At 58.5% G+C, this 23614-nt stretch carries 21 protein-coding genes, 3 tRNA genes and 1 other RNA gene; 12 read left to right on the top strand and 13 right to left on the bottom strand.

Annotation, left to right across the window (positions count from 1 at the left end; translation table 11 throughout):
• Window positions 1-295: 295 nt before the first annotated feature.
• Entirely contained in the window at window positions 296-1297 is a 1002-nt protein-coding gene (gene pgl, locus ACO6VX_RS08675; RefSeq protein WP_010669667.1) for a 6-phosphogluconolactonase, read from the bottom strand.
• Between the two features lie 155 nt (window positions 1298-1452).
• On the opposite strand from pgl, the gene ACO6VX_RS08680 reads away from it, so the two are divergent.
• A complete protein-coding gene (locus ACO6VX_RS08680) occupies window positions 1453-2271 on the top strand; it encodes a pyridoxal phosphatase (protein ID WP_010260198.1) in 819 nt (272 codons plus the stop codon).
• On the opposite strand, the gene modC is transcribed toward ACO6VX_RS08680, so the two are convergent.
• The 4 genes from modC to ACO6VX_RS08700 form a co-directional block, all read right to left on the bottom strand.
• On the bottom strand, window positions 2272-3330 hold the full coding sequence (gene modC / locus ACO6VX_RS08685) for a molybdenum ABC transporter ATP-binding protein ModC (RefSeq protein ID WP_422458082.1): 1059 nt from the start codon (window positions 3328-3330) through the stop codon (window positions 2272-2274).
• On the bottom strand, window positions 3330-4019 hold the full coding sequence (gene modB, locus ACO6VX_RS08690; RefSeq protein ID WP_069025957.1) for a molybdate ABC transporter permease subunit: 690 nt from the start codon (window positions 4017-4019) through the stop codon (window positions 3330-3332). The genes modC and modB overlap by 1 nt, the downstream gene beginning before the upstream one ends.
• Window positions 4016-4789 carry a molybdate ABC transporter substrate-binding protein gene (modA, locus tag ACO6VX_RS08695; RefSeq protein ID WP_422458083.1) on the bottom strand — a complete coding sequence of 258 codons (774 nt, stop codon included), beginning with the start codon at window positions 4787-4789 and terminating at the stop codon, window positions 4016-4018. Before modA ends, modB begins: the two co-directional genes overlap by 4 nt.
• A 144-nt stretch (window positions 4790-4933) precedes the next feature.
• A complete protein-coding gene (locus ACO6VX_RS08700; protein ID WP_010260183.1) occupies window positions 4934-5089 on the bottom strand; it encodes an AcrZ family multidrug efflux pump-associated protein in 156 nt (51 codons plus the stop codon).
• Between the two features lie 136 nt (window positions 5090-5225).
• On the opposite strand from ACO6VX_RS08700, the gene modE reads away from it, so the two are divergent.
• The 6 genes from modE to gpmA all read left to right on the top strand — a co-directional run bounded on the left by modE (window position 5226) and on the right by gpmA (window position 11911).
• Window positions 5226-6008, top strand: coding sequence for a molybdenum-dependent transcriptional regulator (gene modE, locus ACO6VX_RS08705; RefSeq protein ID WP_022626025.1), 783 nt, complete (start codon window positions 5226-5228; stop codon window positions 6006-6008).
• 69 nt (window positions 6009-6077) lie between these two features.
• Window positions 6078-7550 carry a molybdate ABC transporter ATP-binding protein ModF gene (modF, locus tag ACO6VX_RS08710; RefSeq protein ID WP_061901650.1) on the top strand — a complete coding sequence of 491 codons (1473 nt, stop codon included), beginning with the start codon at window positions 6078-6080 and terminating at the stop codon, window positions 7548-7550.
• 237 nt (window positions 7551-7787) lie between these two features.
• The gene (gene galT, locus ACO6VX_RS08715; protein WP_010669661.1) at window positions 7788-8834 is read left to right on the top strand and encodes a galactose-1-phosphate uridylyltransferase; all 1047 of its coding nucleotides are present in this window, start codon (window positions 7788-7790) and stop codon (window positions 8832-8834) included.
• A complete protein-coding gene (gene galK, locus ACO6VX_RS08720) occupies window positions 8831-9979 on the top strand; it encodes a galactokinase (protein ID WP_010669660.1) in 1149 nt (382 codons plus the stop codon). Before galT ends, galK begins: the two co-directional genes overlap by 4 nt.
• A complete protein-coding gene (gene galM / locus ACO6VX_RS08725; protein WP_422458084.1) occupies window positions 9973-11007 on the top strand; it encodes a galactose-1-epimerase in 1035 nt (344 codons plus the stop codon). The genes galK and galM overlap by 7 nt, the downstream gene beginning before the upstream one ends.
• Window positions 11008-11158: 151 nt before the next feature.
• Complete coding sequence (gene gpmA, locus ACO6VX_RS08730; protein ID WP_033756988.1) at window positions 11159-11911, top strand: 2,3-diphosphoglycerate-dependent phosphoglycerate mutase; 753 nt, start codon at window positions 11159-11161, stop codon at window positions 11909-11911.
• Between the two features lie 202 nt (window positions 11912-12113).
• Here gpmA and aroG read toward each other — a convergent pair whose 3' ends face one another.
• Entirely contained in the window at window positions 12114-13166 is a 1053-nt protein-coding gene (gene aroG / locus ACO6VX_RS08735) for a 3-deoxy-7-phosphoheptulonate synthase AroG (protein WP_033785477.1), read from the bottom strand.
• Window positions 13167-13453: 287 nt separating this feature from the next.
• Here aroG and ACO6VX_RS08740 point away from each other — a divergent pair, with 287 nt between their 5' ends.
• The 4 genes from ACO6VX_RS08740 (at window position 13454) to zitB (ending at window position 18522) form a co-directional block, all read left to right on the top strand.
• On the top strand, window positions 13454-13822 hold the full coding sequence (locus ACO6VX_RS08740) for a YbgS-like family protein (protein WP_022626030.1): 369 nt from the start codon (window positions 13454-13456) through the stop codon (window positions 13820-13822).
• 98 nt (window positions 13823-13920) lie between these two features.
• On the top strand, window positions 13921-14502 hold the full coding sequence (locus tag ACO6VX_RS08745; RefSeq protein ID WP_022626031.1) for a response regulator transcription factor: 582 nt from the start codon (window positions 13921-13923) through the stop codon (window positions 14500-14502).
• Window positions 14484-17561: an ATP-binding protein gene (locus ACO6VX_RS08750; protein ID WP_422458085.1), complete on the top strand. Its 3078-nt coding sequence runs from the start codon at window positions 14484-14486 to the stop codon at window positions 17559-17561. The genes ACO6VX_RS08745 and ACO6VX_RS08750 overlap by 19 nt, the downstream gene beginning before the upstream one ends.
• Complete coding sequence (gene zitB, locus ACO6VX_RS08755; protein WP_422458086.1) at window positions 17539-18522, top strand: CDF family zinc transporter ZitB; 984 nt, start codon at window positions 17539-17541, stop codon at window positions 18520-18522. Before ACO6VX_RS08750 ends, zitB begins: the two co-directional genes overlap by 23 nt.
• On the opposite strand, the gene pnuC is transcribed toward zitB, so the two are convergent.
• The 3 genes from pnuC to ACO6VX_RS08770 form a co-directional block, all read right to left on the bottom strand.
• Window positions 18516-19238, bottom strand: coding sequence for a nicotinamide riboside transporter PnuC (gene pnuC, locus ACO6VX_RS08760; protein ID WP_010260155.1), 723 nt, complete (start codon window positions 19236-19238; stop codon window positions 18516-18518). The genes zitB and pnuC overlap by 7 nt on opposite strands.
• A 24-nt stretch (window positions 19239-19262) precedes the next feature.
• Window positions 19263-20324, bottom strand: coding sequence for a quinolinate synthase NadA (nadA, locus tag ACO6VX_RS08765; protein WP_022626034.1), 1062 nt, complete (start codon window positions 20322-20324; stop codon window positions 19263-19265).
• Window positions 20325-20450: 126 nt separating this feature from the next.
• Entirely contained in the window at window positions 20451-20993 is a 543-nt protein-coding gene (locus ACO6VX_RS08770) for a methylated-DNA--[protein]-cysteine S-methyltransferase (RefSeq protein ID WP_010260149.1), read from the bottom strand.
• A 158-nt stretch (window positions 20994-21151) separates the two neighbouring features.
• Here ACO6VX_RS08770 and ACO6VX_RS08775 point away from each other — a divergent pair, with 158 nt between their 5' ends.
• Entirely contained in the window at window positions 21152-22627 is a 1476-nt protein-coding gene (locus ACO6VX_RS08775) for an AlkA N-terminal domain-containing protein (protein WP_191913726.1), read from the top strand.
• A 363-nt stretch (window positions 22628-22990) separates the two neighbouring features.
• On the opposite strand, the gene ACO6VX_RS08780 is transcribed toward ACO6VX_RS08775, so the two are convergent.
• The 4 genes from ACO6VX_RS08780 to ACO6VX_RS08795 all read right to left on the bottom strand — a co-directional run bounded on the left by ACO6VX_RS08780 (window position 22991) and on the right by ACO6VX_RS08795 (window position 23511).
• A non-coding RNA gene (locus ACO6VX_RS08780) (RtT sRNA) lies at window positions 22991-23124 on the bottom strand.
• Between the two features lie 43 nt (window positions 23125-23167).
• Window positions 23168-23243: transfer RNA gene (locus tag ACO6VX_RS08785), tRNA-Lys, on the bottom strand.
• A gap of 46 nt (window positions 23244-23289) precedes the next feature.
• Window positions 23290-23365 (bottom strand) — tRNA-Lys (locus tag ACO6VX_RS08790).
• 70 nt (window positions 23366-23435) lie between these two features.
• Window positions 23436-23511 (bottom strand) — tRNA-Lys (locus ACO6VX_RS08795).
• Between the last annotated feature and the right edge of the window lie 103 nt (window positions 23512-23614).

Here is a 23614-nt window from a genome sequence, read left to right on the forward strand (position 1 = left end):
CAACGTATTAGCTCAAAACGCAGGGAACGGCGTCAGAAGAGGAAAGCGTCCCACGCCCAGGGACAAAAACGCCGGGAGCGTTTTTGAACAACGCAAAGCGTTGGCCCGGCTACGGGCGCACCTCAGGGATGAGGTGCGTAATCGCGGGGGCAGAGCGTGCCATGGATGGCGGTTTTTGCGTCTTTCCGATCTGACGCCGTTCCCTGTGTCTGCTCGATCTCACAGCTGGGCTGCGGCAGACTTCGTCAACTATCTCATACCTCTCCCTGACAGGAGAGGCGTTTTTCGTAGCGGGTTACGCCTGTAACTGATGAATCACAACCCACATCGGGCCCTGCCCCACCGCATAACGTCCCAGCGGCTTTAACAGCCCTTTCGGTTCGGTAATCGCATAAACTTCGATGTGATGAGATTTCTGTCCCGCCGCTACCAGATAGCGTCCGCTGTGATCGATATTAAATCCGCGCGGCTGCGTTTCCGTCGGCTGGAACCCTTCCAGGGTCAGCTCATCGCCCAGGTCGCTGACGCTGAAGACTGCCAGCGTGCTGCTGGTGCGATCGCAGGCATAGAGGAAACGGCCATCCGGCGTCAGATGAATATCGGCTGCCCAGCGCGTACCGCTGAAGTCAGGCGGCATCATATCCAGCGTCTGCACGCTTTCTGCTTCGCCTTCGCCCGTATTTAATGCCCACACCTCAACCGTGCTGTCGAGCTCGTTCACGCAGTAAGCGTACTGACCGCCCGGATGGAACTGCATATGACGCGGGCCAGCGCCTTCTACCGTCGTGACCTGCGTCTGTTTACGCGGCGTCAGCTGACCATCTTCGCCCAGCGTAAACAGACAGATACGGTCCTGCTTCAGAGCCGGCACGTAGAGCGTCTTGTTGTCATTATCGATGTTGGCCGAGTGACAACCATCCAGTCCGCTGATCACCTGCAGCGGGGCCTGCGGGATGCCGTCATCGCCAATCGGGCTGACGCTGACGCAGGCATCATTGTAGGAGCCGCAGAACAGGAATCTGCCCTGGCGATCGGTGGAAATGTGAGTCGGGCTGCCGGGCAACGGCGCCTGACCCGCTTCGGTCAGCGTACCATCGGCGGCAATGCGAAACGCCAGCACGCGGAAATTGGGACGCACACCGACATAGAGAAAATCGCGGTTCGGACTCACCACCATCGGCTGAACCTGGCCGGCGACATCGGTCACCTGAAGCAACGTCAGCCCGCCCTCATCATTCATCTGCCAGACGTGGATCTGCTGGCTCTCGGGACTGGCGGTGTAGACAACTTGTTTCATGCATTCTCCTTTTTTGCTGCCTGATCATGATCTGTGAATCACTGTAGCCTGTTTTATTGCCCTACGCTGGGATCATTTGTGCCCTGTTTTTTGTCTCCGGGCCGTGGTGAGGTGTAGACTTCAGCCCCTGCAAACCAGGAAAAACGAGAGGATTAATGAACTACCGTGTAATTGCCCTCGACCTCGACGGCACGCTGCTGACCCCAGCCAAAACGATTCTGCCGCAGTCAATCGAAGCGCTAAATCAGGCACGCCAGGCGGGCGTTCATGTCGCTATCGTGACCGGACGCCATCACTGCGCTATCCACCCTTTTTATCAGGCGTTACAGCTGGATACACCCGCAATCTGCTGTAATGGCACCTATTTGTATGATTACCAGGCGAAAAAGGTGCTGGCGTCCGATCCCCTCGACCCGCAGCTGGCGTTGCAGGTGATTGAGATGCTGAATCAGCAACAGATTCACGGGTTGCTCTACGTGGATGATGCGATGCTCTATCAGACCCCGACCGGCCACGTGATGCGCACCCTGAAGTGGGCCGAATCGCTGCCGGCCCACCAGCGTCCACTGTTCCGCCAGGTGCCCGACCTGGCCCAGGCGGCACGCGACGCCGGTTCGATCTGGAAGTTTGCCCTGTCGCACAACAACATCCCGGAACTGCAGCAGTTCGCCACCAGGGTGGAAGCGGAACTGGGGCTGGCCTGCGAATGGTCGTGGCACGATCAGGTCGATATCGCCAAAGGCGGTAACAGCAAAGGCAAACGACTGGCGCAGTGGGTTGAATCACTGGGGCTGAGTATGTCCGATGTGATCGCGTTCGGTGATAACTATAACGATCTCAGCATGCTGGAAACGGCCGGACTGGGCGTGGCGATGGGCAATGCCGATGAGGCGATTAAAGCGCGGGCGAAAATGGTCATCGGCACCAACCTTGAAACCGGTATTGCCGATACCCTCTATCAGTACGTGTTGTAATCAGGGCGTCACCGAGACGCTTTTGATCTGGGCATAAAGCCACTGATCCGGCCGGATGCCCAGCTCATCCCGCGCCCACGGCGTGATGCGCGCCCAGAGTTCGCTAATGCCGATGCGCAGCTTCACCTCAACCTGGTCCCCGACCTCCAGCAATTCCACCACCTGTGCCGGTAAAATGTTGCGGATAGAGCTGTGTTGCGGCGGTTGCAACGCCAGCGAGACATCGGCCGAGGCAATGCGAATACGCAGCGGGGTTTTAACCGGCTGATTCACCCGGCTGACCCAGATGTGCTGATCGCCCAGCGACAGCGCGGTCATCGGATAGTCGGGATGCTGTTCCAGCACCTGCACCCGCAGCACGCTGGTCAGTTCACTCACCGGCAGCCAGGGCCGCATCGCGCTGCTGCTCCAGACCCGCTCCAGCGGACCAAAAGCTTTGACCTTGCCCGCATCCAGCACCAGCACGTTATCAGCCAGCTGCAGGATCTCCTCCAGACTGTGCGAAACGTAGAGCATCGGAATCTCAACCTGCTTCGCCAGCTTTTGCAGATAGGGCATCAGTTCACGTTTGCGTGGCAGATCCAGAGACGTCAGCGGCTCATCCAGCAGCAGCATATCCGGTGCGGTCAGCAGCGCACGGCCAATCGCGACCCGCTGCTTTTCCCCGCCCGACAGCGACAGCGGAAAGCGCGGCAGCAGCACCTCCAGACCCAGCAGAGAGACCAGACTGTCGAACTGCGCTTTCATCTTAGGTGCCATACCATATTGCAGGTTGCCACGGACCCGATAGTGCGGGAACAGCCGCGCATCCTGGAACACATAACCGATACGCCGTTTTTCCGGCGGCAGCGCAATCTTCTGCTCTGCATCAAACAGCAGGCGATCGTGTAGCTGGATCCGTCCCCTTTGCGGCTGAGTCAGCCCGCTGATCGCGTTGATCAGAGAGGTTTTTCCGGCGCCTGACACGCCGAAAATAGCGGTGATCCCTTTGGCCGGGATCTGCAGGTCGACCTCCAGCACGTGATCGCCCTGCTGCTGCATAATGTTGAGTGATAGCATCAGTTTCCCATCCGCTTACGGCCTGCACGTGCCAGCCATTCCGACGCCAGCAGTGACGCCAGCGCCAGTACGATCGCGATGACGCAGAGCCGTGCCGCCGCCCCTTCCGCACCGGGCGTCTCTATCAGGGTAAACATCGCCAGCGGCAGCGTGCGCGTCTCGCCGGGAATATTGGATACAAAGGTGATGGTGGCGCCGAACTCGCCCAGCGATCGGGCAAACGCCAGCACCGTTCCAACGATCACGCCCGGCAACGTCAGCGGGAGTGTAATGGTGAAAAAGACCCGCCAGCGTCCGGCGCCCAGCGTGCGCGCCGCCTGCTCCAGCCGGCTATCCACCGCCTCCAGCGCCAGCCGGATGGCACGCACCATCAACGGAAAGGCGATCACGGCAGAGGCCAGTGCGGCACCGCGCCAGCTAAAAGCAAAGCTGAAACCAAACCAGTCATAAAGCTTTTCGCCTATGATGCCGCGCCGCCCCAGGCTAATCAGCAGCAGATACCCCACCACCACCGGCGGCAGCACCAGCGGCAGGTGGATCAGGCTGTCGAGCAGCGCTTTACCAGGAAAACGGCAGCGCACCAGAATCCAGGCCATCAGGATGCCAAACGGCAGACTGCCCATCACGGCTATGCCAGAGACTTTAAGGCTAAGCAGTACCGCCTGCCATTCGGGATCGCTGAGTATCATTTCGTCGGTGTGAATCCGTAATGTTTAAAGATAGCCGCGGCCTGAGGCCCTTTCAGATAATCATAAAACGCTTTAACGGCAGCGTTGTCGTGATCGTTCACGATCGCCATCGGATATTCTACGGGTTTATGGCTGGTTGCCGGAAAATGCCCGACGACCTGCACTTTGTCGCTGGCGACCGCGTCGGACCCGTAGACAATGCCATAGGGCGTTTCATTACGCTCGACCAGCGCCAGTGCTGTCCGCACATTATTGGCTGGCGCTAACGAAGGCGCAACGCCTTCCCAGGCACCCAGCTTTTGCAGCGCCTCTTTGGCGTAGATGCCCGCAGGAACGTGGTCCGGATCGCCGACTGCCAGACGCTCACCGTGCAGCAAGGTTTTCCAGTCAGTCTGCGGGTCCAGCGTCACCGCTTTCGCGGCGGCACTGCGTGGCGCAATCAATACCAGATCGTTGCCCAGCAGGGTATAGCGGCTACTGGTAATCACACTTTTTTTCGCCACCGCATCATCCATCCACTGCTGATCGGCAGAGATAAAGAGATCGGCAGGAGCACCCTGCTCAATCTGGCGCGCCAGCGTTGAAGAGGAGGCAAACGAAGAGACCACCGTCACCCCCTTTTCCTGCTTGTAACGGCTGGCAATATCCTGCATCGCGTTGGTCAGTGAAGCCGCGGCAAACACAGTGATGTTGTCGGCGGCCACAGCCTGCCCGGCCAGCGAAACGGTGATCAGGGCCGCGACGCCCCAGCGATAGTGTTTAAATGACATGATTTTCTCCGGCTATTCGTTGTGTAGCGGATAATATAGCGCAATGTCAGTGAGGTTCAGTAAATTATCGGCAGGGGGAACAAAAGGTTAAATCAGGAGAGATAAAAACGACCACGCCCGCGCAGATGGCGGGCGTGGCAGCAATTAATTGTGCGAACGGGCTGAGGATTTTTCGCGATGACCAATTTTAGAGATGACGTTAAACACTTCACCCAGGCCATAAATCATGCCCAGCATCAGCGCCATCACGACAGGCACCATCAATATGGCAACGGCGAGGCTTTTAAGTAATTCCAGCATGGAGAGTCTCACTCTGCTAACAAAAAAGAGATTGTAACGGGTCAGCAAAATTTTGCGCAGCCCTTTTCGTGCTTTTACTTTGGTCACAAAACGCCGCTATCATCGGCCTTCGCCTTAACCCTTTGCCGGAGCTGTCATGGAAGCCGAACTGTCCCTTCATATCCGTTTACAACAGAAACTGTTTGCCGATCCGCGACGTATTGAGCTGCTGAAACGCGTACAGCAGACCGGGTCGATCAGTCAGGGTGCGAAGCTGGCCGGTATCAGCTACAAAAGTGCCTGGGATGCGATTAATGAGATGAACCAGATGGCGGATGAAACGCTGGTGGAGCGGGCCACCGGCGGTAAAGGCGGCGGTGGCGCAACGCTCACCCGCTACGGTGAACGCCTGATTCAGCTGTTCCAGCTGATGGAGCAGATCCAGCAGAAAGCCTTTGATGCGCTACAGCAGGATACGTTACCGCTCGACAGTCTGCTGGCGGCCATCGCCCGCTTCTCGCTGCAGACCAGCGCCCGTAACCAGCTGTTTGGCACCGTCGTCAGTAACGATGCGCAGCAGGTGGTCCAGCATCTGCTGATTCAACTGGCCGATGGCGTCACGCAGCTTAATGTGGCGCTGACCCAGCGCAGCGCCGATCGCCTGCAACTGGCCGCCGGTAAAGAGGTGCTGGTGCTGATCAAGGCGCCGTGGATCCGCATCAGTCGTGACGCCGCACAGGATGACAATCAGCTGGCAGCGACGGTCAGTGCCATCGAACCCGGCGAGCAGATGAGTGAAGTGCTGATGAAGCTCGCCAGCGGCGAAACCCTGTGCGCGACCCTGAGCAACGATCAGCTGCAGCAACTCAGGCTGCAGCCCGGCGACGCCGTGATCGCCAGTTTCAATGCGGAACACGCCATCGTCGCCACCCTGCTCTAGCCGTTGATTTGACTTCATTACGGGCAATGGTTACAACTCAGTGACACGATGCAAAAAATGGAACAGAACATGGCTTCATTGCACATTTCGCAAGGCACATTTCGTCTTAGCGATACCCGGATACTGAGCCTGAATCAGGTGGAGCTGCAGCGCGGCGAAAGCTGGGCGTTTGTCGGTGCCAACGGCAGCGGCAAATCATCACTGGCGCGCGCACTCTCTGGAGAACTGCCGCCGCTGGCCGGTTCAGTCAGCAGCGACTTCAGACGGCCGGTCCGGCTGTCGCTGGAGCAGCTACAAACACTGGTGGCGCAGGAGTGGCAGCGCAACAACACCGATATGCTCAGCGAAGGTGAAGAGGATACCGGGCTGACCGTGGCAGAGGTGATTCAGGCGGAGGTGCAGCAGCCCGAGCGCTGCGAGCAGCTGGCACAGCAGTTCGGCATCGAAGCGCTGCTTTCACGCCGCTTCAAATATCTCTCTACCGGCGAAACCCGCAAAACCCTGCTCTGTCAGGCATTGATGAACCAGCCAGATTTGCTGATTCTGGATGAGCCGTTTGACGGGCTGGATGTGGCGTCGCGCGCCAGCCTGACCGACACGCTGCGCGGCCTGCAGCAGCCGACATTTACCCTGGTGCTGGTGCTCAATCGCTTTGACGATATTCCCGACTTCATTCAGCAGGTTGGCGTGCTGGCGGAGTGCACCCTCACCCACAGCGGGCCACGCCAGGCCATTTTAACGGAAGCGCTGGTGGCACAGCTGGCACACAGTGAACAGCTGATGGGAATGGCGTTACCTGAGGCGGATGTGCCGGATCAGCTGCCATCGCTGGCGGATGATGCGCCGCGCGTTATCCTGCGCAACGGCACCGTCTCGTATAACGATAAGCCAGTAATTCAGGGGCTGAACTGGCAGGTCAACGCGGGCGAGCACTGGCAGATTACCGGCCCGAACGGCGCCGGAAAATCGACCCTGCTCAGCCTGGTGACCGGCGATCATCCTCAGGGCTACAGCAATGATTTAACCCTGTTTGGCCGCCGTCGCGGCAGTGGTGAAACCATCTGGGATATCAAGCAGCATATTGGCTATGTCAGCAGCAGCCTGCATCTCGATTACCGCGTCAGCACCAATGTGCGCACGGTGATCCTGTCGGGCTTCTTCGACTCTATTGGTCTCTATCAGGCGGCTTCTGACCGACAAAAAGCGCTGGCGCAGCAGTGGCTGGCACTGCTGGGGATGGATAACGGACAGGCCGATGCGCCGTTCCACTCGCTCTCATGGGGACAGCAGCGGCTGGTGCTGATTGCCCGCGCGCTGGTTAAGCATCCGACGCTGCTGATACTGGATGAGCCACTACAGGGGCTCGACCCGATTAACCGCCAGCTCGTGCGGCGCTTTGTCGATGTGCTGATTGGCGAGGGACGGACTCAGCTGCTGTTTGTTTCGCATCACGCGGAAGATGCGCCCGCCTGCATCACACATCGCCTGAGCTTTATCGCCCATGACGGCGGCTATCACTATCAGCAGGAAACCCTGCACTAAGGCTCTTGTAACGCGTCACCCCACGCCGCTGCTGCGGCGTTTTAAAGCACCCTTGTGTAAGCGCTACCATTCCACATCACCTTTCACGCCATATATCCGCACACAATGCCACGAAATAAGAATATTCAGCTTGTGTAAACGATACCATTTATCCAGACTTGATCACGCTTTCGGGCGCGCTGATGTGCTACTTTTTACCGATGCCTCTTTGGCTTTTGACGCTTACCAGGATCTAACATGGAAAAATTCAACCCGGTCGATCACCCGCATCGCCGTTACAATCCACTGATTGATCAATGGATTTTAGTTTCACCTCATCGGGCCAAACGTCCGTGGCAAGGCGCGCAGGAAACCCCGGCGGTCAATACGTTACCGGCGCACGATCCGGACTGCTTCCTGTGTGCCGGAAACACCCGCATCACCGGCGACAAAAACCCGGACTATGCGGGCACCTACGTCTTTACCAATGACTTTGCTGCGCTGATGACCGACACGCCAGACGCGCCTGAGAGCGACGATATCCTGATGCGTTGTGAAAGCGCTCGCGGCACCAGTCGGGTCATCTGCTTCTCGCCCGATCACAGCAAAACCCTGCCGGAGATGTCGCTGAACGCGCTGGAAGAGGTGGTGCGTACCTGGCAGGCAGAGACCGCCGATCTGGGTCAGCACTATCCCTGGGTGCAGGTGTTTGAGAACAAAGGCGCGGCGATGGGCTGCTCCAACCCGCATCCGCATGGTCAGATCTGGGCCAACAGCTTCCTGCCGAATGAAGCGCAGCGTGAAGATGATCATCAGCGCGACTATTTCGCTAAACATGGCTCGCCGATGCTGGTCGATTATCTGGCACGTGAACAGCAGGATGGCAGCCGCACCGTGGTGGAAACCGATCACTGGCTGGCGGTGGTGCCGTGGTGGGCCGCCTGGCCGTTTGAAACCCTGCTGCTGCCGAAAGCGCACGTCAAACGAATTACCGACCTCAATGAGGCGCAGCGTACTGACCTGGCGCTGGCGCTTAAGCTGCTGACCAGCCGCTACGACAACCTGTTCCAGTGCTCATTCCCCTACTCCATGGGCTGGCATGGCGCGCCGTTTAACGGCGAAGCCAACGATCACTGGCAGTTGCATGCTCACTTCTATCCGCCGCTGCTGCGCTCAGCAACGGTGCGTAAATTTATGGTTGGCTATGAAATGCTGGCCGAAACCCAACGCGATTTAACGGCGGAACAGGCGGCGGAACGTCTGCGTTCTGTCAGCGACGTTCACTTCCGTGAGGCACAACAATGAGCTTAAAAACCATCACGCAGCAGCTTTTCTCTGACACCTTCGGTTACGCCGCTACGCATACCATTCAGGCACCGGGCCGCGTTAACCTGATTGGCGAGCATACCGACTATAACGACGGCTTCGTGCTGCCGTGCGCCATCGATTACCAGACGGTGATTGCCTGTGCCCGCCGTGACGATCGCCAGATTCGGGTGGTCGCTGCGGATTATGAAAATGCGCAGGACACATTCTCTCTCGATGAAGAGATCGTCAGCCTGCAGGAACCGATGTGGGCCAACTATGTGCGCGGCGTGGTGAAACATCTGCAGCAGCGACATGCCGATTTCGGCGGTATCGATATGGTGATCAGCGGCAACGTGCCTCAGGGCGCGGGCCTCAGCTCATCTGCGTCGCTGGAAGTGGCGGTCGGCACCGTGGTGCAGCAGCTCTATAATCTGCCGCTGGATGGCGCCGCCATTGCCGTGAATGGTCAGGAAGCGGAAAACCAGTTCGTCGGCTGTAACTGCGGCATCATGGACCAGCTGATCTCAGCGCTGGGCCGGAAAGATCACGCCATGCTGCTCGACTGCCGCACGCTGGGCACGCGTCCGGTGTCGATGCCGGAAGATATCGCGGTGGTGATCATCAACTCCAACTTCCGTCGTACCCTGGTTGGCAGCGAATACAACACGCGTCGTGAGCAGTGTGAAGCGGGCGCGCGTTTCTTCAATAAGAAGGCGCTGCGTGACGTTGAACTGGCCGAGTTTGAAGCGGCACAGGCGCAGCTCGACCCGCAGGTGGCAAAACGCGTGCGTCACGTCCTGACCGAGAACGCCCGTACCCTGGAAGCAGCCGATGCGCTGACGCAGGGCGACCTGACCCGTATGGGCCAGCTGATGGCCGAATCTCACGCCTCGATGCGTGACGACTTCGAGATCACCGTGCCACCGATCGATACCCTGGTAGAGATCGTGAAAGCGCAGATCGGTGAGCGCGGCGGCGTGCGTATGACCGGCGGCGGCTTTGGTGGCTGTATCGTCGCGCTGATGCCACTAGATCTGGTCGATCAGGTCAAAGCCGCCGTAGCGGAGCAGTATGAAGCAGCGACCGGCATCAAAGAGACCTTCTACGTCTGCAAAGCCTCTGAAGGAGCCGGCCAATGCTGAACGACGTCAACTCCCACGCGCCCGACGGTCAGCCGTGGCGCATAACGGTGCTGCGCAATGCCAACGGCATGCTGGCCACCTTTATGGACTGGGGCGCAACCTGGCTCTCCGCCCGCGTGCCGATGCAGGATGGCACGGTGCGTGAAGCGCTGCTCGGCTGCGCCACGCCCTCTGACTATCTCCATCAGGATGCCTATCTGGGCGCGACGGTCGGCCGCTACGCTAACCGCATCGCCGGGGCAAAACTGAATAAACTGAACCGCCAGCTGGTGCCGAACCAGGGCGCACATCAGCTGCATGGCGGACCGGAAGGCTTTGATAAGCGCCGCTGGCAGATTGTCAGCCAGTCTGACAGCGAGGTGCACTACCGCATTGATTCGCCCGATGGCGATCAGGGCTATCCCGGCAATCTGATTGCCGATCTGCGCTATCAGCTGGATGACCAGAACTGCCTGAGCATTAGCTATGAAGCGCGCTGCGATCAGCCCTGCCCGGTCAATCTGACTAACCACGCCTACTTTAACCTTGATGCGCATCATGGCGACGCCCGCCAGCATCGCTTACAACTGCACGCCGACCATTATCTGCCGGTCGACAGCGAAGGCATCCCGAATGCGCCGCTGAAAGAGGTTGCCGGAACCAGTTTTGATTTCCGCGAGGCCAAAGTCGTGGCACAGGAGTTTCTGGCAGACGACGATCAGCGAGCGGTGAAGGGCTATGACCATGCGTTTCTGCTCAACAGCGCAGGCGACGACACTCAGCCTGCGGCAGAACTCTGGTCGGAAGATGGCAGACTGCAGCTCAGCGTGACCACTTCGGCACCGGCGTTGCAGTTCTACTCCGGCAACTACCTGGCGGGCACCCGTGCCCGTGAGCAGGCGAGCTATACTGCATTTCAGGGTATTGCGCTGGAGAGCGAATTTTTACCGGATTCGCCTAATCATGATGAATGGCCTCAGCCTGATTGCTCGCTGCAGCCGGGAGATCGCTGGGAATCCGTGACGCGTTATCGCTTCACGCCACGCTGAGCCTCCGGCTGAAAAACGCGCAGTGCGTCACACACAGGCTTACGCGCTGCCCGCTTTTCCGTTATGGTATGGCGCAATCAGCTCGCGTGTCAGGCGGGCAGCAGCAGGTTTCCAATCTCACAGAAACATCACAGTATTAAGGAGTTAAGCTATGGCTGTAACTAAGCTGGTTCTGGTGCGACACGGCGAAAGCCAGTGGAACAACGAAAACCGCTTTACCGGTTGGTATGATGTTGACCTTTCTGAGAAAGGTCGTGGCGAAGCCAAATCAGCAGGTCAGCTGCTGAAAAAAGAGGGCTTTGTTTTCGATTTCGCTTACACCTCAGTACTGAAGCGTGCCATTCACACGCTGTGGAATGTGCTGGATGAGCTGGATCAGGCCTGGCTGCCGGTTGAGAAAACCTGGCGTCTGAACGAGCGTCACTACGGTGCGCTGCAGGGTCTGGATAAAGCGGAAACCGCTGCCAAATATGGTGATGAGCAGGTTAAGCAGTGGCGTCGCGGCTTTGCCGTTACTCCGCCAGAGCTGGATCGTTCAGATGAGCGCTTCCCGGGCCATGATCCGCGTTACGCGAAACTGACCCCAGAGCAGCTGCCAACCACCGAAAGCCTGGCGCTGACTATTGACCGCGTTATCCCTTACTGGAACGAAACCATTCTGCCGCGCATCAAAAGCGGTGAGAAAGTGATCATTGCCGCACACGGCAACTCACTGCGTGCGCTGGTGAAATATCTGGATAACCTGAGCGAAGATGAAATCCTCGAACTGAACATCCCTACCGGCGTACCGCTGGTTTATGAGTTCGATGAAAACTTCAAACCGTTGAAACGCTACTACCTGGGCGACCAGGACGAGATTGCCGCGAAAGCCGCAGCTGTTGCGAATCAGGGTAAAGCGAAGTAATTTCTCGCTGAAATGCAAAAAGGCCAGACGAAAGTCTGGCCTTTTTTATTGGGCTGCGCGCACGAACGCTGCGCACTGTGTTCGTTGTCAGAATAAAGAGATCAATGAGCCAGGCAACAACTGATTGGCTCAAAGCGCAGGGAATACGGTCAGAGGCACAATCCTCAACGCGAACCGGGTCAGACCTTGTCAGTTATCCCACTCAGCCGCGGCGCTGTTTAACCGCTGCCGCCAGCTGACGCAGCACCTTGTCGGTATCTTCCCAGCCGATACAGGCGTCGGTGACGCTTTTGCCATAGACCAGCGGCTCGCCGCTCTCCAGGCTCTGGTTGCCCTCCACCAGATGACTCTCAATCATCACACCGACAATCGCCTGCTCACCGTTAATCAGCTGCTGTGAGACATCGTCTGCCACGATCATCTGACGCTGGAACTGCTTGCTGCTGTTGGCGTGGCTGAAATCGATCATCACCTGCTGTGGCAGACCCGCTTTTGCCAGGCCCTCTTTGACCTCTGCAACATGCTGCGCACTGTAGTTCGGCTCTTTGCCGCCGCGCAGAATGATATGGCAGTCACCGTTGCCGCTGGTTTCCACAATGGCGGAGTGACCATACTTCGTCACAGACAGGAAACAGTGCGGCGATCCCGCCGCGTTGATGGCATCGATCGCCACCTTAATGGTGCCATCGGTGCCGTTTTTGAAGCCGACCGGACAGGAGAGACCGGACGCCAGCTCACGGTGTACCTGGGATTCCGTGGTGCGCGCGCCAATCGCGCCCCAGCTCATCAGGTCAGCCACATATTGCGGGGTAATCATATCCAGAAACTCGCCCGCCGCCGGTAAGCCGCTGTCGTTAATATCCAGCAGCAGTTTACGCGCCAGACGCAGACCGTCGTTGAGCTGGTAGCTGTTATCCATGTAGGGATCGTTGATCAGCCCTTTCCAGCCCACCGTGGTGCGCGGCTTTTCAAAATAGACCCGCATCACCACTTCCAGCTCGCCTTTCAGCTCATCACGCAGCGCCAGCAGGCGGTCGGCATACTCTTTTGCCGCTTCAGTGTCATGAATTGAGCAGGGGCCGATCACCACCAGCAGGCGATCGTCCTTGCCCTGCAGGATCTGATGAATCGCCTGACGGGCCTGTGAAACGGTCTGTGCAGCACGATCGGTCGCCGGGAATTTTTCGAGCAGCGCAACCGGAGGTAACAGCTCTTTAATCTCTTTGATGCGTAAGTCATCGTTCTGGTAATTCATACTGATTCCATATTATTTCTGGCCCGGCGCCCGCCGGACACAACCTGCCCAATGTAGCCCGAAGCGCCTGGGGTGTAAATTCCCGCTGCGGGTTAAATGTGCGGGTGATATTTGCATTAATCAGGTTAGCGACTAGACTTTTTAATGGTAAGCACTGAGGAACGTCCCGCTTACCAAATTAAATCACCCTGTTTAAGCCAACCGGCGAATTATATTTCGTCAGGGATTTTCTTACCCGAAATTGCACCTCTGGGCTTAAAGCATCTTCATTTATTAACGGGAGCATAATGATGAAAAAGTTTGCCTTACTCTTTTTGACAGCAGCAATGACACTGAGCAGCGGTGCGGTACTGGCTGCAGACAGCAGCAGCAATAACGGTACATCGAATCAGGCAGCCAGTGCAGGTGCAGCAGCGGGCGGAGCGAAAGAGAATCTGCCGCCAAATAATGTCGATAACAGCAAAATTAATAACACTGGCAACGATACCAATCCTGCAACGTCTGGCAGCACCACCAGCCATGGTAATATGTCTGCTAACGAAATGGACCAGAACGCCCAGTGTAAAGATGGTAAATGTCCGAACATCAATAAAAAAGTTCAGACTAAAGTGGGCGGCGGTGACGTAGATACCAAAACCGACGGCACCACCCAGTAATTCTGTTTAGCCAGGAGAGCTGACGCTCTCCTGGTTTTTCTCCCCTCTGTCCCACTCTTCCGCTATGCTAATCCTGTGAATTTTACAGGAAATCCTTCATGGCCGTTTTGCTTCTGATTGACGATCATCCGCTGGTTGAAGTGGCACTTGAAGCCGCTCTGAGCCAGTCGCCCTTTCCGGTTCAGCTCCTCTCTGCCAGCAGTGAAAAAGCCGCCCGTCCCCTGCTTCAGCAGCCACTGGACATCATCGTGCTGGATATTGGCCTGCCGGACAGCGATGGGCTGGAGTTTTTGCGTCGCCTGAAGATCCATCGGCCCGACTGTCCGGTATTGATCTACTCTGCTCAGCAGACCCGCCACTATGTGCGTCGCGCCCAGGCGCTGGGTGCCGCCGGTTATGTGGTGAAGAGCCAGCGCATGGCGCAGCTGCTTAGCGCTATCCTGGCGGTGCTGGGCGGTCAGACGGCGTTTCCGGTGATGGATGATGAGCCGGAACTCCCGCTGACCCAGAAAGAGCGTCAGATTCTGGCGCTGCTGGCCAGCGGCCTCTCCAATCTGCAAATCGCCGCCCAGTTGCACATCAGTAATAAAACGGTCAGCACCCATAAAAAGAACATTCTGGAAAAAACCGGCGCCCGTTCAGTGGTGGAACTGGCTGACCTGTGGAAGGCGCAGCAGTGAGAACTCTCCTGCTGTTGCTGCTGTTGCTGTGCGGCTCCGTTGTGGCTGAGGTGCGTCCGGTGAGCAGCATCAATCTGCCGATGATGCTGCCGGTGACACACGCGGAAACCATGCAGGGCAAAATTCTGCGTGTTGGCCTGCTGGAAGAGAACCACGCCCCCTGGACGATGCGCATCGGCAACGACCTGTATGGCATCAATGCTGACTATCTTTCCGCACTGCGCCAGCTGACTGGCGCGCAGTTCAGCCTCAAACTCTACAGCGATCAGCCGCATCTGATGCAGGCGCTGAACAGCGGCCAGATCGATTTTGCGCTTGGCATGTGGATTTCTCCCCTGCCAGCCGGCGCGCTGAGCAGCGATAACTGGTACAGCAGCCCGCTTCGGGTCTACCGCAATCAGCAAAACCAGCGTGCCGTGATGTTTAACAGCCAGAATGCCCAACTGGCGATCAGCGAAAGCACGCTGGCACAACTGCCGCCTGCGCTGGCGGCCCGCCACAGCTGGCGACGCTACAGCAGTGATCTGCAGGCGCTCTATACCTTGCTGAATCAGCAGAATGATTATGTGGTGGCGGATGAGACCAGCGCCGGTTTTCTGCTGAGCCAACTGCAACAGGGCCAGATTTATCAGATCGCCTCACACATCGAGGCCGGACAGCTCAACCTGCGCGCGGTCTCCCGCGATCCGGAGCTTATCAGCTGGATTAATCAGAGCCTGCGTCAGTTGCCAGCAGAACTGATGAACACGCTGCAGGCGCGCTGGAGCAGTACCCTGCCGCGCTATCAGGATACGCAGACCCTGATGCTCAGCCCCACTGAACGCGCCTGGATTGCCGATCATCCGCGTATTACTTACACCGCCGAACCGGACAACTATCCCTGGAGTTATCGCGATGCCAGCGGGACCGCCAGAGGCTATGGCGTGGATTTGCTGAAAGCGATAGCTCAGAGCACCGGCCTGCAGTTTGAACCGGTGTGGGTCAGCAATCCGCGTCAGGCGAACACGCTGATCGGTCAGCAGCAGGCGATGCTGCAGCTGATGCAGCCGCTGAACGGCGATGCGATGCAGAGCACCTCGCTGCCGGTGTGGCGCGCACTGTGGGGCATCTACAGCCTGCAGCCCGATACGCTGGCGCACTGGCGCGACCTGCGCGGCAAGCGGGTCGGCGTGTTGCAGGATGACCTGGCGCTGCGTCTGCTGCCTGCGGATCTGCAGCCGCAGCAGTTTGCCGATCGTAATAGCCTCTATGACGCGCTGGCAAAGGGGCAGATCGATGCGCTGGTGGATAACGTGCTCTCCGCCCGCTGGCGTATCGCCAGCCGCGATGATGCGCGCATCCATCTCGCCTTTGCCGCCAGCGACATCGCCTGGCCGATCGCGCTGGGTGTGACGCCTGACCAGCCGGTGCTGCGCACCCTGCTGGATCGCGCGCTGCAGCAGATCCCGGCTGACACACAGAGTCAGATGCGCGACAGCTGGTCAACCCCGCCACAGCCCGGCAGCGTGATGGTGATGCGTTCGCTGCCGATGATGGTGCTGGCGGTGGCAGGTGCGGCCATTGCGCTGCTGCTGCTGCTGCTGGCGCGCCGCTACTGGCAGCAGCGCCGGGAGCGTCAGCAGCGTGAACAGGCTGAGCACGCCAATGCGATGAAGAGCCAGTTCCTGGCGACCGTCAGCCATGAGCTGCGCACGCCGATGCAGGCGATCCTCGGACTGCTGGAGCTGGAGAAGCAGCAGCACAGCAGCCAGAACCTGACGCTGCTGCACAGCAGTGCGCAATCGCTGCTGACGTTGCTGAATGATCTGCAGGATCATGCGCGCATCGAGAGCAACAGTTTTACCCTGGCGCCCCGTCCGCTGTCGCTGGCGCAGTGGCTCAATCAGCAGCAGCACTTTTATCACCCGTTAATGCGCGAAGACGGCCCGCATCTGATCGTCGAGGCGCTGACGCCGCTGCCTGATGCCGTGATGATCGATGCCGATCGCCTGCAGCAGGTGGTCAACAACCTGATGACCAATGCGCTGAAATTTACCCGCCACGGCGCGATTCGTCTGACGCTGGCCGCACAGCAACAACAGTTGATTCTGACGGTGAGCGACAGCGGCAGCGGTATTCCGCCAGAGGAGCAGCAGAAGCTGTTTGATCCCTGGTATCAGGCGCCGTCCGGTAAATCGGTTTCGGTGCAGGGCAGCGGCCTGGGGCTGTTTATCTGCCGGGAAATGGTGCAGCGGATGGGCGGCGACATCCGGCTCGCCTCTGAAGCCGGTCACGGCACCCAGGTCACCGTGACGCTGCCACTGGCGGTCTGCGCACCAGCAAACCACGTGGATGAAACTGCCCTGCCCGACCTTCCACAACTGCGGGTGGCGATTGTCGATGACCATCCGACCAATCTGCTGGTGATGCAGCAGCAGCTGTCGCGTTTTGCGATTCAGGCTGACATCTTTGAGCAGGGACGCGCGCTGCTGCAGGCCGATGCGCAGCAGCCTTATGACCTGCTGTTTATCGACCAGATGATGCCGCGGCCTGACGGCACACTGCTGCTGCGGATATTGCGGCGGCGTGACCGTCAGCGGAAGCGTCAGGCGATGCGGGTGCTCTGCTCCGCGGATGCCCAGCTGCTGTCACGACCGCTGGAGGCGCGGGAGCGGGTAATAATAAAACCGGTGCAGTTAGCCGATCTCAGCGCGCTGCTGGCTGAGTGGCAGGAAGATCCGCTGGCGGCGCTGGATGATAATCTGTGGCAACTGGCGCAGCAGAATGAGAAATTCCTCCGCCGTCTGAGCCAGACGCTGCACAACACGGTGACGCAGGATCTGGCCGTGATGCGCGAAGCACGCGAGCGCGAGGCGTGGATACCGTTCGCCGAAGCGGCGCACCGGATGAAAGGAAGCTGGTTACTGGTGGGACTGGAGCACGGCGCACAGCTCAGCCAGCAACTGGCGGAGCAGGCAAAACAGCATCAGGACACGTCTGAGACGTGGCAATTACTGATATTATTAGCAAACAGGTTACTGAAAAAACTGGAATCTTATGGCACATACCCACACTCATAGCGGGCAGGATAGTAATCGCACGCGTCTGGCGGCCGCCTTCGGGGTGACCGTTGTCTTTATGGTGGCTGAAGTGATTGGCGGCTGGCTCTCGGGTTCACTGGCGTTGCTGGCGGACGCAGGGCATATGCTGACCGATGCCGCCGCGCTGCTGATGGCCCTGCTGGCGGTGCAGTTCTCGCGCCGTAAACCCAATGCACGCCACACCTTTGGCCTGCTGCGTCTGACCACGCTGGCCGCATTTGTTAACGCCATTGCGCTGCTGGGCATTACCGCACTGATCGTCTGGGAGGCGGTGCGCCGCTTTGCCAACCCGCAACCGGTGACCGGCGGCCTGATGCTGGGGATTGCTATTGGCGGCCTGCTGGCCAATATTCTGTCGTTCTGGCTGCTGCATCACGGCAGCGAAGAGAAGAATCTCAATGTGCGGGCCGCGGCGCTGCATGTGATGGGCGACCTGCTTGGCTCGGTGGGTGCGATTGTCGCGGCGGTGATTATTATGCTGACCGGCTGGACCCCAATCGATCCGATTCTGTCGTTGCTGGTGTCACTGCTGGTGCTGCGCAGCGCCTGGGCGCTGCTGCGTGAGAGTCTGCAGGAGTTACTGGAAGGGGCGCCGCGTTCGCTGGATGTGAACCGGCTGATACGTGATCTCACCCTGAACATCGCAGAGGTGCGCAATGTTCACCATGTGCATCTGTGGCAGGTGGGCGAAAAGCCGCTGCTGACGCTGCATGCGCAGGTGATCCCGCCTTACGATCACGATGCGCTGCTGCATCGTATCCACGACTATCTGCGCCAGCACTATCAGATTGCGCATGCGACCGTGCAGATGGAGTATCAGCCCTGTGCCGGTGCCGAGTGTGAACTCGGCTTAAGCGGCGCTGCCGCCACCGGCCATGATCACAGCCATTCACACGACCATGAGCATGCTCACGCTAAAGGCGAAGTGCACACTCACTGAGCCGACAGCGCGCGGGAACCCTGTTGCCGCGCGCTGCGGATCCACATGCGTGAGCCGTTCAGCGCAATCAGCGTCAGAATCACATACTCCAGCGACATCGCATAGACGCCCTGTCGGGCAAAAATCATCACGCTAATCACGTTGATGATGACCCACAGCAGCCAGTTCTCAACATATTTGCGCGTCATCAGCACCATCGCCGCAATCGACAACACCATCATGCAGGAGTCCCAGAACGGGAACGCATCCGGCTGCAGCGCGGGCATCGCCACCGACAGGCCAAGGCCGTTCATCAGCGTGACAGCCGCACGGGTTAACAGCGCAAACACCGGATCGATATAGAGGGTCATCAGTGCAATCGCAATCACACAGCCCGCCGTCCAGGCCAGCGCCTTAGGCAGCGGCAGCCAGCGGATTTTCAGCGCCGCCTGATGATCGGAGGTTTGCCGACTCCAGGCGTACCAGCCGTAGATATTGGCGGCAAAAAAGAAGAGCTGCAGCAGCAGGCTGGCGTAGAGCTGGATCTGAAAGAAAATCACCGCAAACAGCGTGACGTTAATCAGGCCAAAGGGATAGTTGATGATTTTTTCCAGGCTGGCAAACCAGATGCAGAGTAAGCCCGCCAGCGTGCCGATAGCCTCAATCCATGAGAGATCGTAGCCTCCGGCACCCAGAGGAATGTGAACCAGAATATTGTGTGTGCTGAAGAAGTCCATGCTGAGCACCTGTCCGGAAAACGCTTACGCGTTTCCCTTCACGTTGAGTTTAAGTTCCGCTGCAAAGGATAGCATGCGATTAAGCGGCAGTAACGCCGCCTCACGAAGCGTCTCATCCACCTGAATCTCATGTTCCACCCCACCCGACTCCAGCGCCTCTGCGATGGCTTTAAGGCCGTTCATCGCCATCCAGGGACAGTGAGCACAGCTGCGGCAGGTGGCACCTTCACCGGCTGTGGGCGCTTCAAGCAGCTCTTTATCCGGCACCGCCTGCTGCATTTTGTAGAAGATGCCGCGATCGGTCGCCACAATCATCTGCGGATGCGGCAGGGATTTGGCGGCCTGAATCAGCTGGCTGGTCGAGCCGACCGCATCCGCCAGATCGACAATCGCCTGCGGTGACTCAGGATGCACCAGCACTGCCGCGTCGGGATAGAGCGCTTTCATACGCTGCAGCGCCTGGGTTTTGAACTCGTCGTGCACAATGCATGCGCCCTGCCAGCAGAGCACGTCCGCACCCGATTTTTGGGTGACGTAGCGGCCAAGATGGCGATCCGGCGCCCAGATAATTTTTTCGCCCAGACTGTCGAGGTGCTCAATCAACTCGACCGCAATGCTTGAAGTCACCACCCAGTCGGCCCGCGCTTTTACCGCCGCCGAGGTATTGGCGTAGACCACCACAGTGCGATCGGGATGGGCGTCGCAAAAGGCATTAAACTCTTCAATCGGGCAGCCGAGATCCAGTGAGCACTCCGCCTGCAGCGTCGGCATCAGTACGGTTTTCTCCGGGCTGAGGATTTTGGCGGTTTCCCCCATAAAGCGCACGCCCGCCACCAGCAGTGTCGTCGCCGAATGGTTGCTGCCAAAGCGTGCCATCTCCAGCGAGTCCGAAACGCAGCCGCCCGTCTCTTCTGCCAGCGCCTGAATTTCCGGATCGGTGTAGTAGTGCGCCACCATCACTGCGTTTCGCGCCTTCAGCAGCGCTTTAATTTTCTCACGGTAGAACGCCTTCTCGTCGTCACTCAGACGAGCGGGTTTGGGCGGAAAGGGATAAACGGCGCTTTCTGGATCGAACATCACACTCATGACACAGCTCTCGTTTTGTCTAATTAACGAAAATCGCCTGTTCCGGCGACTTATGGCGTTGAATCCGCCATCGTGTTTTATATGCTAAACACGATAGCGGAAAAGCCTGGCTGTGTCGTGCGATATTTATTCTGTCTGCATCACAGCGCCGACCCTGCCGGGCTGCGTTTCATCTGCCAGTACCAGCGGTTTTTGCGGCGCTTCCAGTGCCAGCAGAAAGGCTTTGATATCCAGTCCGCCCGCAAAGCCGGTCAGCTTGCCGTTGGCTCCAATCACGCGGTGGCACGGTGCGACAATCGAGAGCGGATTACGCCCATTGGCCGCCCCGACGGCACGCACCGCCAGCGGATGGCCGATCTCCCGCGCAATCTGGCTGTAGCTGCGCGTCTCACCAAACGGGATAGCCACCAGCGCCTGCCAGACTTTTTTCTGAAACTCAGTGCCGACAAAATCGAGCGGCAGCTCAAAGCAGCGACGAGCACCGGTGAAGTACTCGCTGAGCTGACGCTCAGTTTCGATCAGAATGGGATGATCGTCATCGCGCGTTTGCGGCAAAAACCGGGTGCGTTTGGGATCGTCGTTTTCCCACAAAATACCCGCCAGGCCGCTATCGCTGGCGACCAGTTTCAGTTCACCCACCGGGGTGACTATCGGTTTGAAGTAGTACATGGTGATTCTCCCGTCACGGTTCTGTCGCCTATTATCGCACTTTTCATCAGCCTGACTGGCTGTTTTCGGTCATGGCGATAAACTGTTGTGCTGTCCGAAAACAGCCAGTCTGCCGGGATTCACCGGTGTAGGCTGCGCTTATTTACCGGAGAACTGCCATGCTCGATCCCGACATTGCCTATCAGGCGCTGACCTCTCGTGATACCCGCTTTGACGGCGTTTTCTTTGTTGGCGTGACCTCAACCGGTATCTATTGTCGTCCGGTCTGCCCGGTCAAAGCGCCGATGCAGAAGAACTGCCTTTTCTTCAGCAGCGCGGAAGCGGCGGAGAAAGCCCGCTTTCGCCCCTGCCTGCGCTGTCGGCCTGAACTGGCACCCGGTAATGCGCCGGTTGATCAGCCGCATCGTGTGGCAGAGCGGCTGGTTCAGCGTATCGAGGAAGGCATGCTGGAGGAACGTGAAGGACTGGAGGCAATTGCCGCTGAATTCGGTATCAGCCTGCGTCAGCTGCGCCGTATTGTGCAGCAGGAGCTGGGTGTCTCGCCGCTGGAACTGAAGCAGACGCGGCGCATGCTGCTGGCTAAACAGCTGCTGACCGAAACCCGGCTGCCGATTATTGACGTTGCCTATGCCAGCGGCTTTGGCAGCCTGCGGCGCTTTAATGATGTCTTCCAGGCGCGTTACCGCATGACGCCAGGCGCGCTGCGCAGGGACGATACGGGCACTCAATGCGCGCAGCCCGGCGACCGCGTGACGCTGCGGCTGGCCTATCGCCCTCCCTACGACTGGGCGGCGATAATCTGGTTTTTGCAGACGCATCTGATGAAAGAGGTCGAGGCGGTGGAAGATGGCAGCTGGCGACGCACCGTGGTGCTGGGTCGCTGCCGGGGCTGGGTCTCTGTTTCGCATCTGCCGCAAAAGAACGCGCTGCAGGTGACGCTCTCCACCTCGCTGACGCCGGTTCTGCCTCTGCTGCTGCGCCGTCTGCGCGATCTGTTCGATCTCGACGCACAGCCGCAGCGTATCGCCGCCTGTCTGGCGCAGGACCCACTGCTGGCACCCAGCCTGATCTCGCATCCGGGTCTGCGTGTGCCTGGCGCATTCGACGCCTTTGAGCTGGGCGTGCGCGCCATTATCGGCCAGCAGGTGACGGTCAAAGCGGCCACCACGGTCAGCAGCCGTTTTGCCGCCGCCTTTGGCGAACCCTGTGAGACGCCGTTCGCCGATCTGACCCGCTACACCGCCCATCCTGAACGCATCGCCGGACTGACGGTAGACGATGTCGCGCCGATGGGGATTGTCAGTGCCGCCCGCTCCCGCGCCATCATCGCCTTTGCAAATGCCTGCGCCAGCGGAGATCTGCGTCTTAGTGCCGCTCAGGCGCCAGACGAGGTCATCAAAAAGCTGGTCAGCCTGCCGGGTATTGGTCCCTGGACCGCGCACTACATCGCGATGCGCGCTTTGCGCTGGCCGGATGCCTTTCCCAAAGAGGATATTGCCATCCGGAATAACCTGGGCGGCATGTCATCGAAAGAAGCGGAGGCGCGATCGCAGTCATGGCGTCCCTGGCGCAGCTATGCAGTGATGCATATCTGGGAGAGCCTGGCAGTAGCAAAGGCAAAGAAAAAGCCGTGACGGCGAGAGTGGGGGCAAATCTGCCAGCAATACAGAAGCTCAACGCGCAGGGAACAGGGTCAGAAGAGGAAAGCGTCCCGCGCCTGGGACAAAAACGCCGCGAGCGTTTTTGAACAACGCAACGCGTTGGCCCGGCTACGGGCGCACCTCAGGGATGAGGTGCGTAATCGCGCGGGCCGAGCAGGTCATGGATTGGCTTTGGCGTCTTTCCGATCTGACCCTGTTCTCTACGCAGGCTCGATCTCACAGCGGAACGGGCCGGAGTTTGCTCACAACTTCAAAAACCAATCACGTTTTGCTTTGAAAAAGTAATCAGATACCGCAGAAATAAAAAAAGCGCCCTGAGGGCGCTTTTTTCTTAATTGGTGGGTCGTGCAGGATTGCCTCGGCCCATCCGGGGCCTCGCCCTTCGGGTGATGCTGTCGCATCAGCCTGAATCGCCTGGCGATTCAGTCGAACCTGCTGCAGGTTCTCACCCTGCACGGGGAACGCCGTGCCGCAGAAACAAAAAAAGCGCCCTGAGGGCGCTTTTTTCTTAATTGGTGGGTCGTGCAGGATTCGAACCTGCGACCAATTGATTAAAAGTCAACTGCTCTACCAACTGAGCTAACGACCCGCTGGGGGCTTACAACCGTTCAACACGCCAGGCGGCTGAGATAAGATGGTGGGTCGTGCAGGATTCGAACCTGCGACCAATTGATTAAAAGTCAACTGCTCTACCAACTGAGCTAACGACCCATCTTAGGTTGTGAAGCAATGCTGAAGTGTTCTTCTTAAAACTGCGCGGTAAAAGCGCGTCTGAGGAAGATGGTGGGTCGTGCAGGATTCGAACCTGCGACCAATTGATTAAAAGTCAACTGCTCTACCAACTGAGCTAACGACCCATCTTCAGGCTTACCAGACACTTTGCAATGTGTCCCGGCAACGGCGGCATATATTACTGATTTAGCGGGGTAGCGCAACTCTTATTTCTGCTAAATGCTTCAG

Source organism: Pantoea sp. BJFS-204 (assembly GCF_049310725.1).
GTDB lineage: Bacteria > Pseudomonadota > Gammaproteobacteria > Enterobacterales > Enterobacteriaceae > Pantoea > Pantoea agglomerans.

What these genes read in the sequence shown, in the direction of transcription:
- galK (WP_010669660.1), top strand. Translation starts at nt 8,831, where the DNA reads ATGAGCTTAAAAACCATCACGCAGCAGCTTTTCTCTGACACCTTCGGT.
- aroG (WP_033785477.1), bottom strand. Translation starts at nt 13,166, where the DNA reads ATGAATTACCAGAACGATGACTTACGCATCAAAGAGATTAAAGAGCTG.
- galM (WP_422458084.1), top strand. Translation starts at nt 9,973, where the DNA reads ATGCTGAACGACGTCAACTCCCACGCGCCCGACGGTCAGCCGTGGCGC.
- zitB (WP_422458086.1), top strand. Translation starts at nt 17,539, where the DNA reads ATGGCACATACCCACACTCATAGCGGGCAGGATAGTAATCGCACGCGT.
- modF (WP_061901650.1), top strand. Translation starts at nt 6,078, where the DNA reads ATGGCTTCATTGCACATTTCGCAAGGCACATTTCGTCTTAGCGATACC.
- gpmA (WP_033756988.1), top strand. Translation starts at nt 11,159, where the DNA reads ATGGCTGTAACTAAGCTGGTTCTGGTGCGACACGGCGAAAGCCAGTGG.
- galT (WP_010669661.1), top strand. Translation starts at nt 7,788, where the DNA reads ATGGAAAAATTCAACCCGGTCGATCACCCGCATCGCCGTTACAATCCA.
- pgl (WP_010669667.1), bottom strand. Translation starts at nt 1,297, where the DNA reads ATGAAACAAGTTGTCTACACCGCCAGTCCCGAGAGCCAGCAGATCCAC.
- modE (WP_022626025.1), top strand. Translation starts at nt 5,226, where the DNA reads ATGGAAGCCGAACTGTCCCTTCATATCCGTTTACAACAGAAACTGTTT.
- nadA (WP_022626034.1), bottom strand. Translation starts at nt 20,324, where the DNA reads ATGAGTGTGATGTTCGATCCAGAAAGCGCCGTTTATCCCTTTCCGCCC.
- ACO6VX_RS08680 (WP_010260198.1), top strand. Translation starts at nt 1,453, where the DNA reads ATGAACTACCGTGTAATTGCCCTCGACCTCGACGGCACGCTGCTGACC.
- modC (WP_422458082.1), bottom strand. Translation starts at nt 3,330, where the DNA reads ATGCTATCACTCAACATTATGCAGCAGCAGGGCGATCACGTGCTGGAG.
- modA (WP_422458083.1), bottom strand. Translation starts at nt 4,789, where the DNA reads ATGTCATTTAAACACTATCGCTGGGGCGTCGCGGCCCTGATCACCGTT.
- ACO6VX_RS08745 (WP_022626031.1), top strand. Translation starts at nt 13,921, where the DNA reads ATGGCCGTTTTGCTTCTGATTGACGATCATCCGCTGGTTGAAGTGGCA.
- ACO6VX_RS08700 (WP_010260183.1), bottom strand. Translation starts at nt 5,089, where the DNA reads ATGCTGGAATTACTTAAAAGCCTCGCCGTTGCCATATTGATGGTGCCT.
- ACO6VX_RS08770 (WP_010260149.1), bottom strand. Translation starts at nt 20,993, where the DNA reads ATGTACTACTTCAAACCGATAGTCACCCCGGTGGGTGAACTGAAACTG.
- pnuC (WP_010260155.1), bottom strand. Translation starts at nt 19,238, where the DNA reads ATGGACTTCTTCAGCACACACAATATTCTGGTTCACATTCCTCTGGGT.
- ACO6VX_RS08775 (WP_191913726.1), top strand. Translation starts at nt 21,152, where the DNA reads ATGCTCGATCCCGACATTGCCTATCAGGCGCTGACCTCTCGTGATACC.
- modB (WP_069025957.1), bottom strand. Translation starts at nt 4,019, where the DNA reads ATGATACTCAGCGATCCCGAATGGCAGGCGGTACTGCTTAGCCTTAAA.
- ACO6VX_RS08740 (WP_022626030.1), top strand. Translation starts at nt 13,454, where the DNA reads ATGATGAAAAAGTTTGCCTTACTCTTTTTGACAGCAGCAATGACACTG.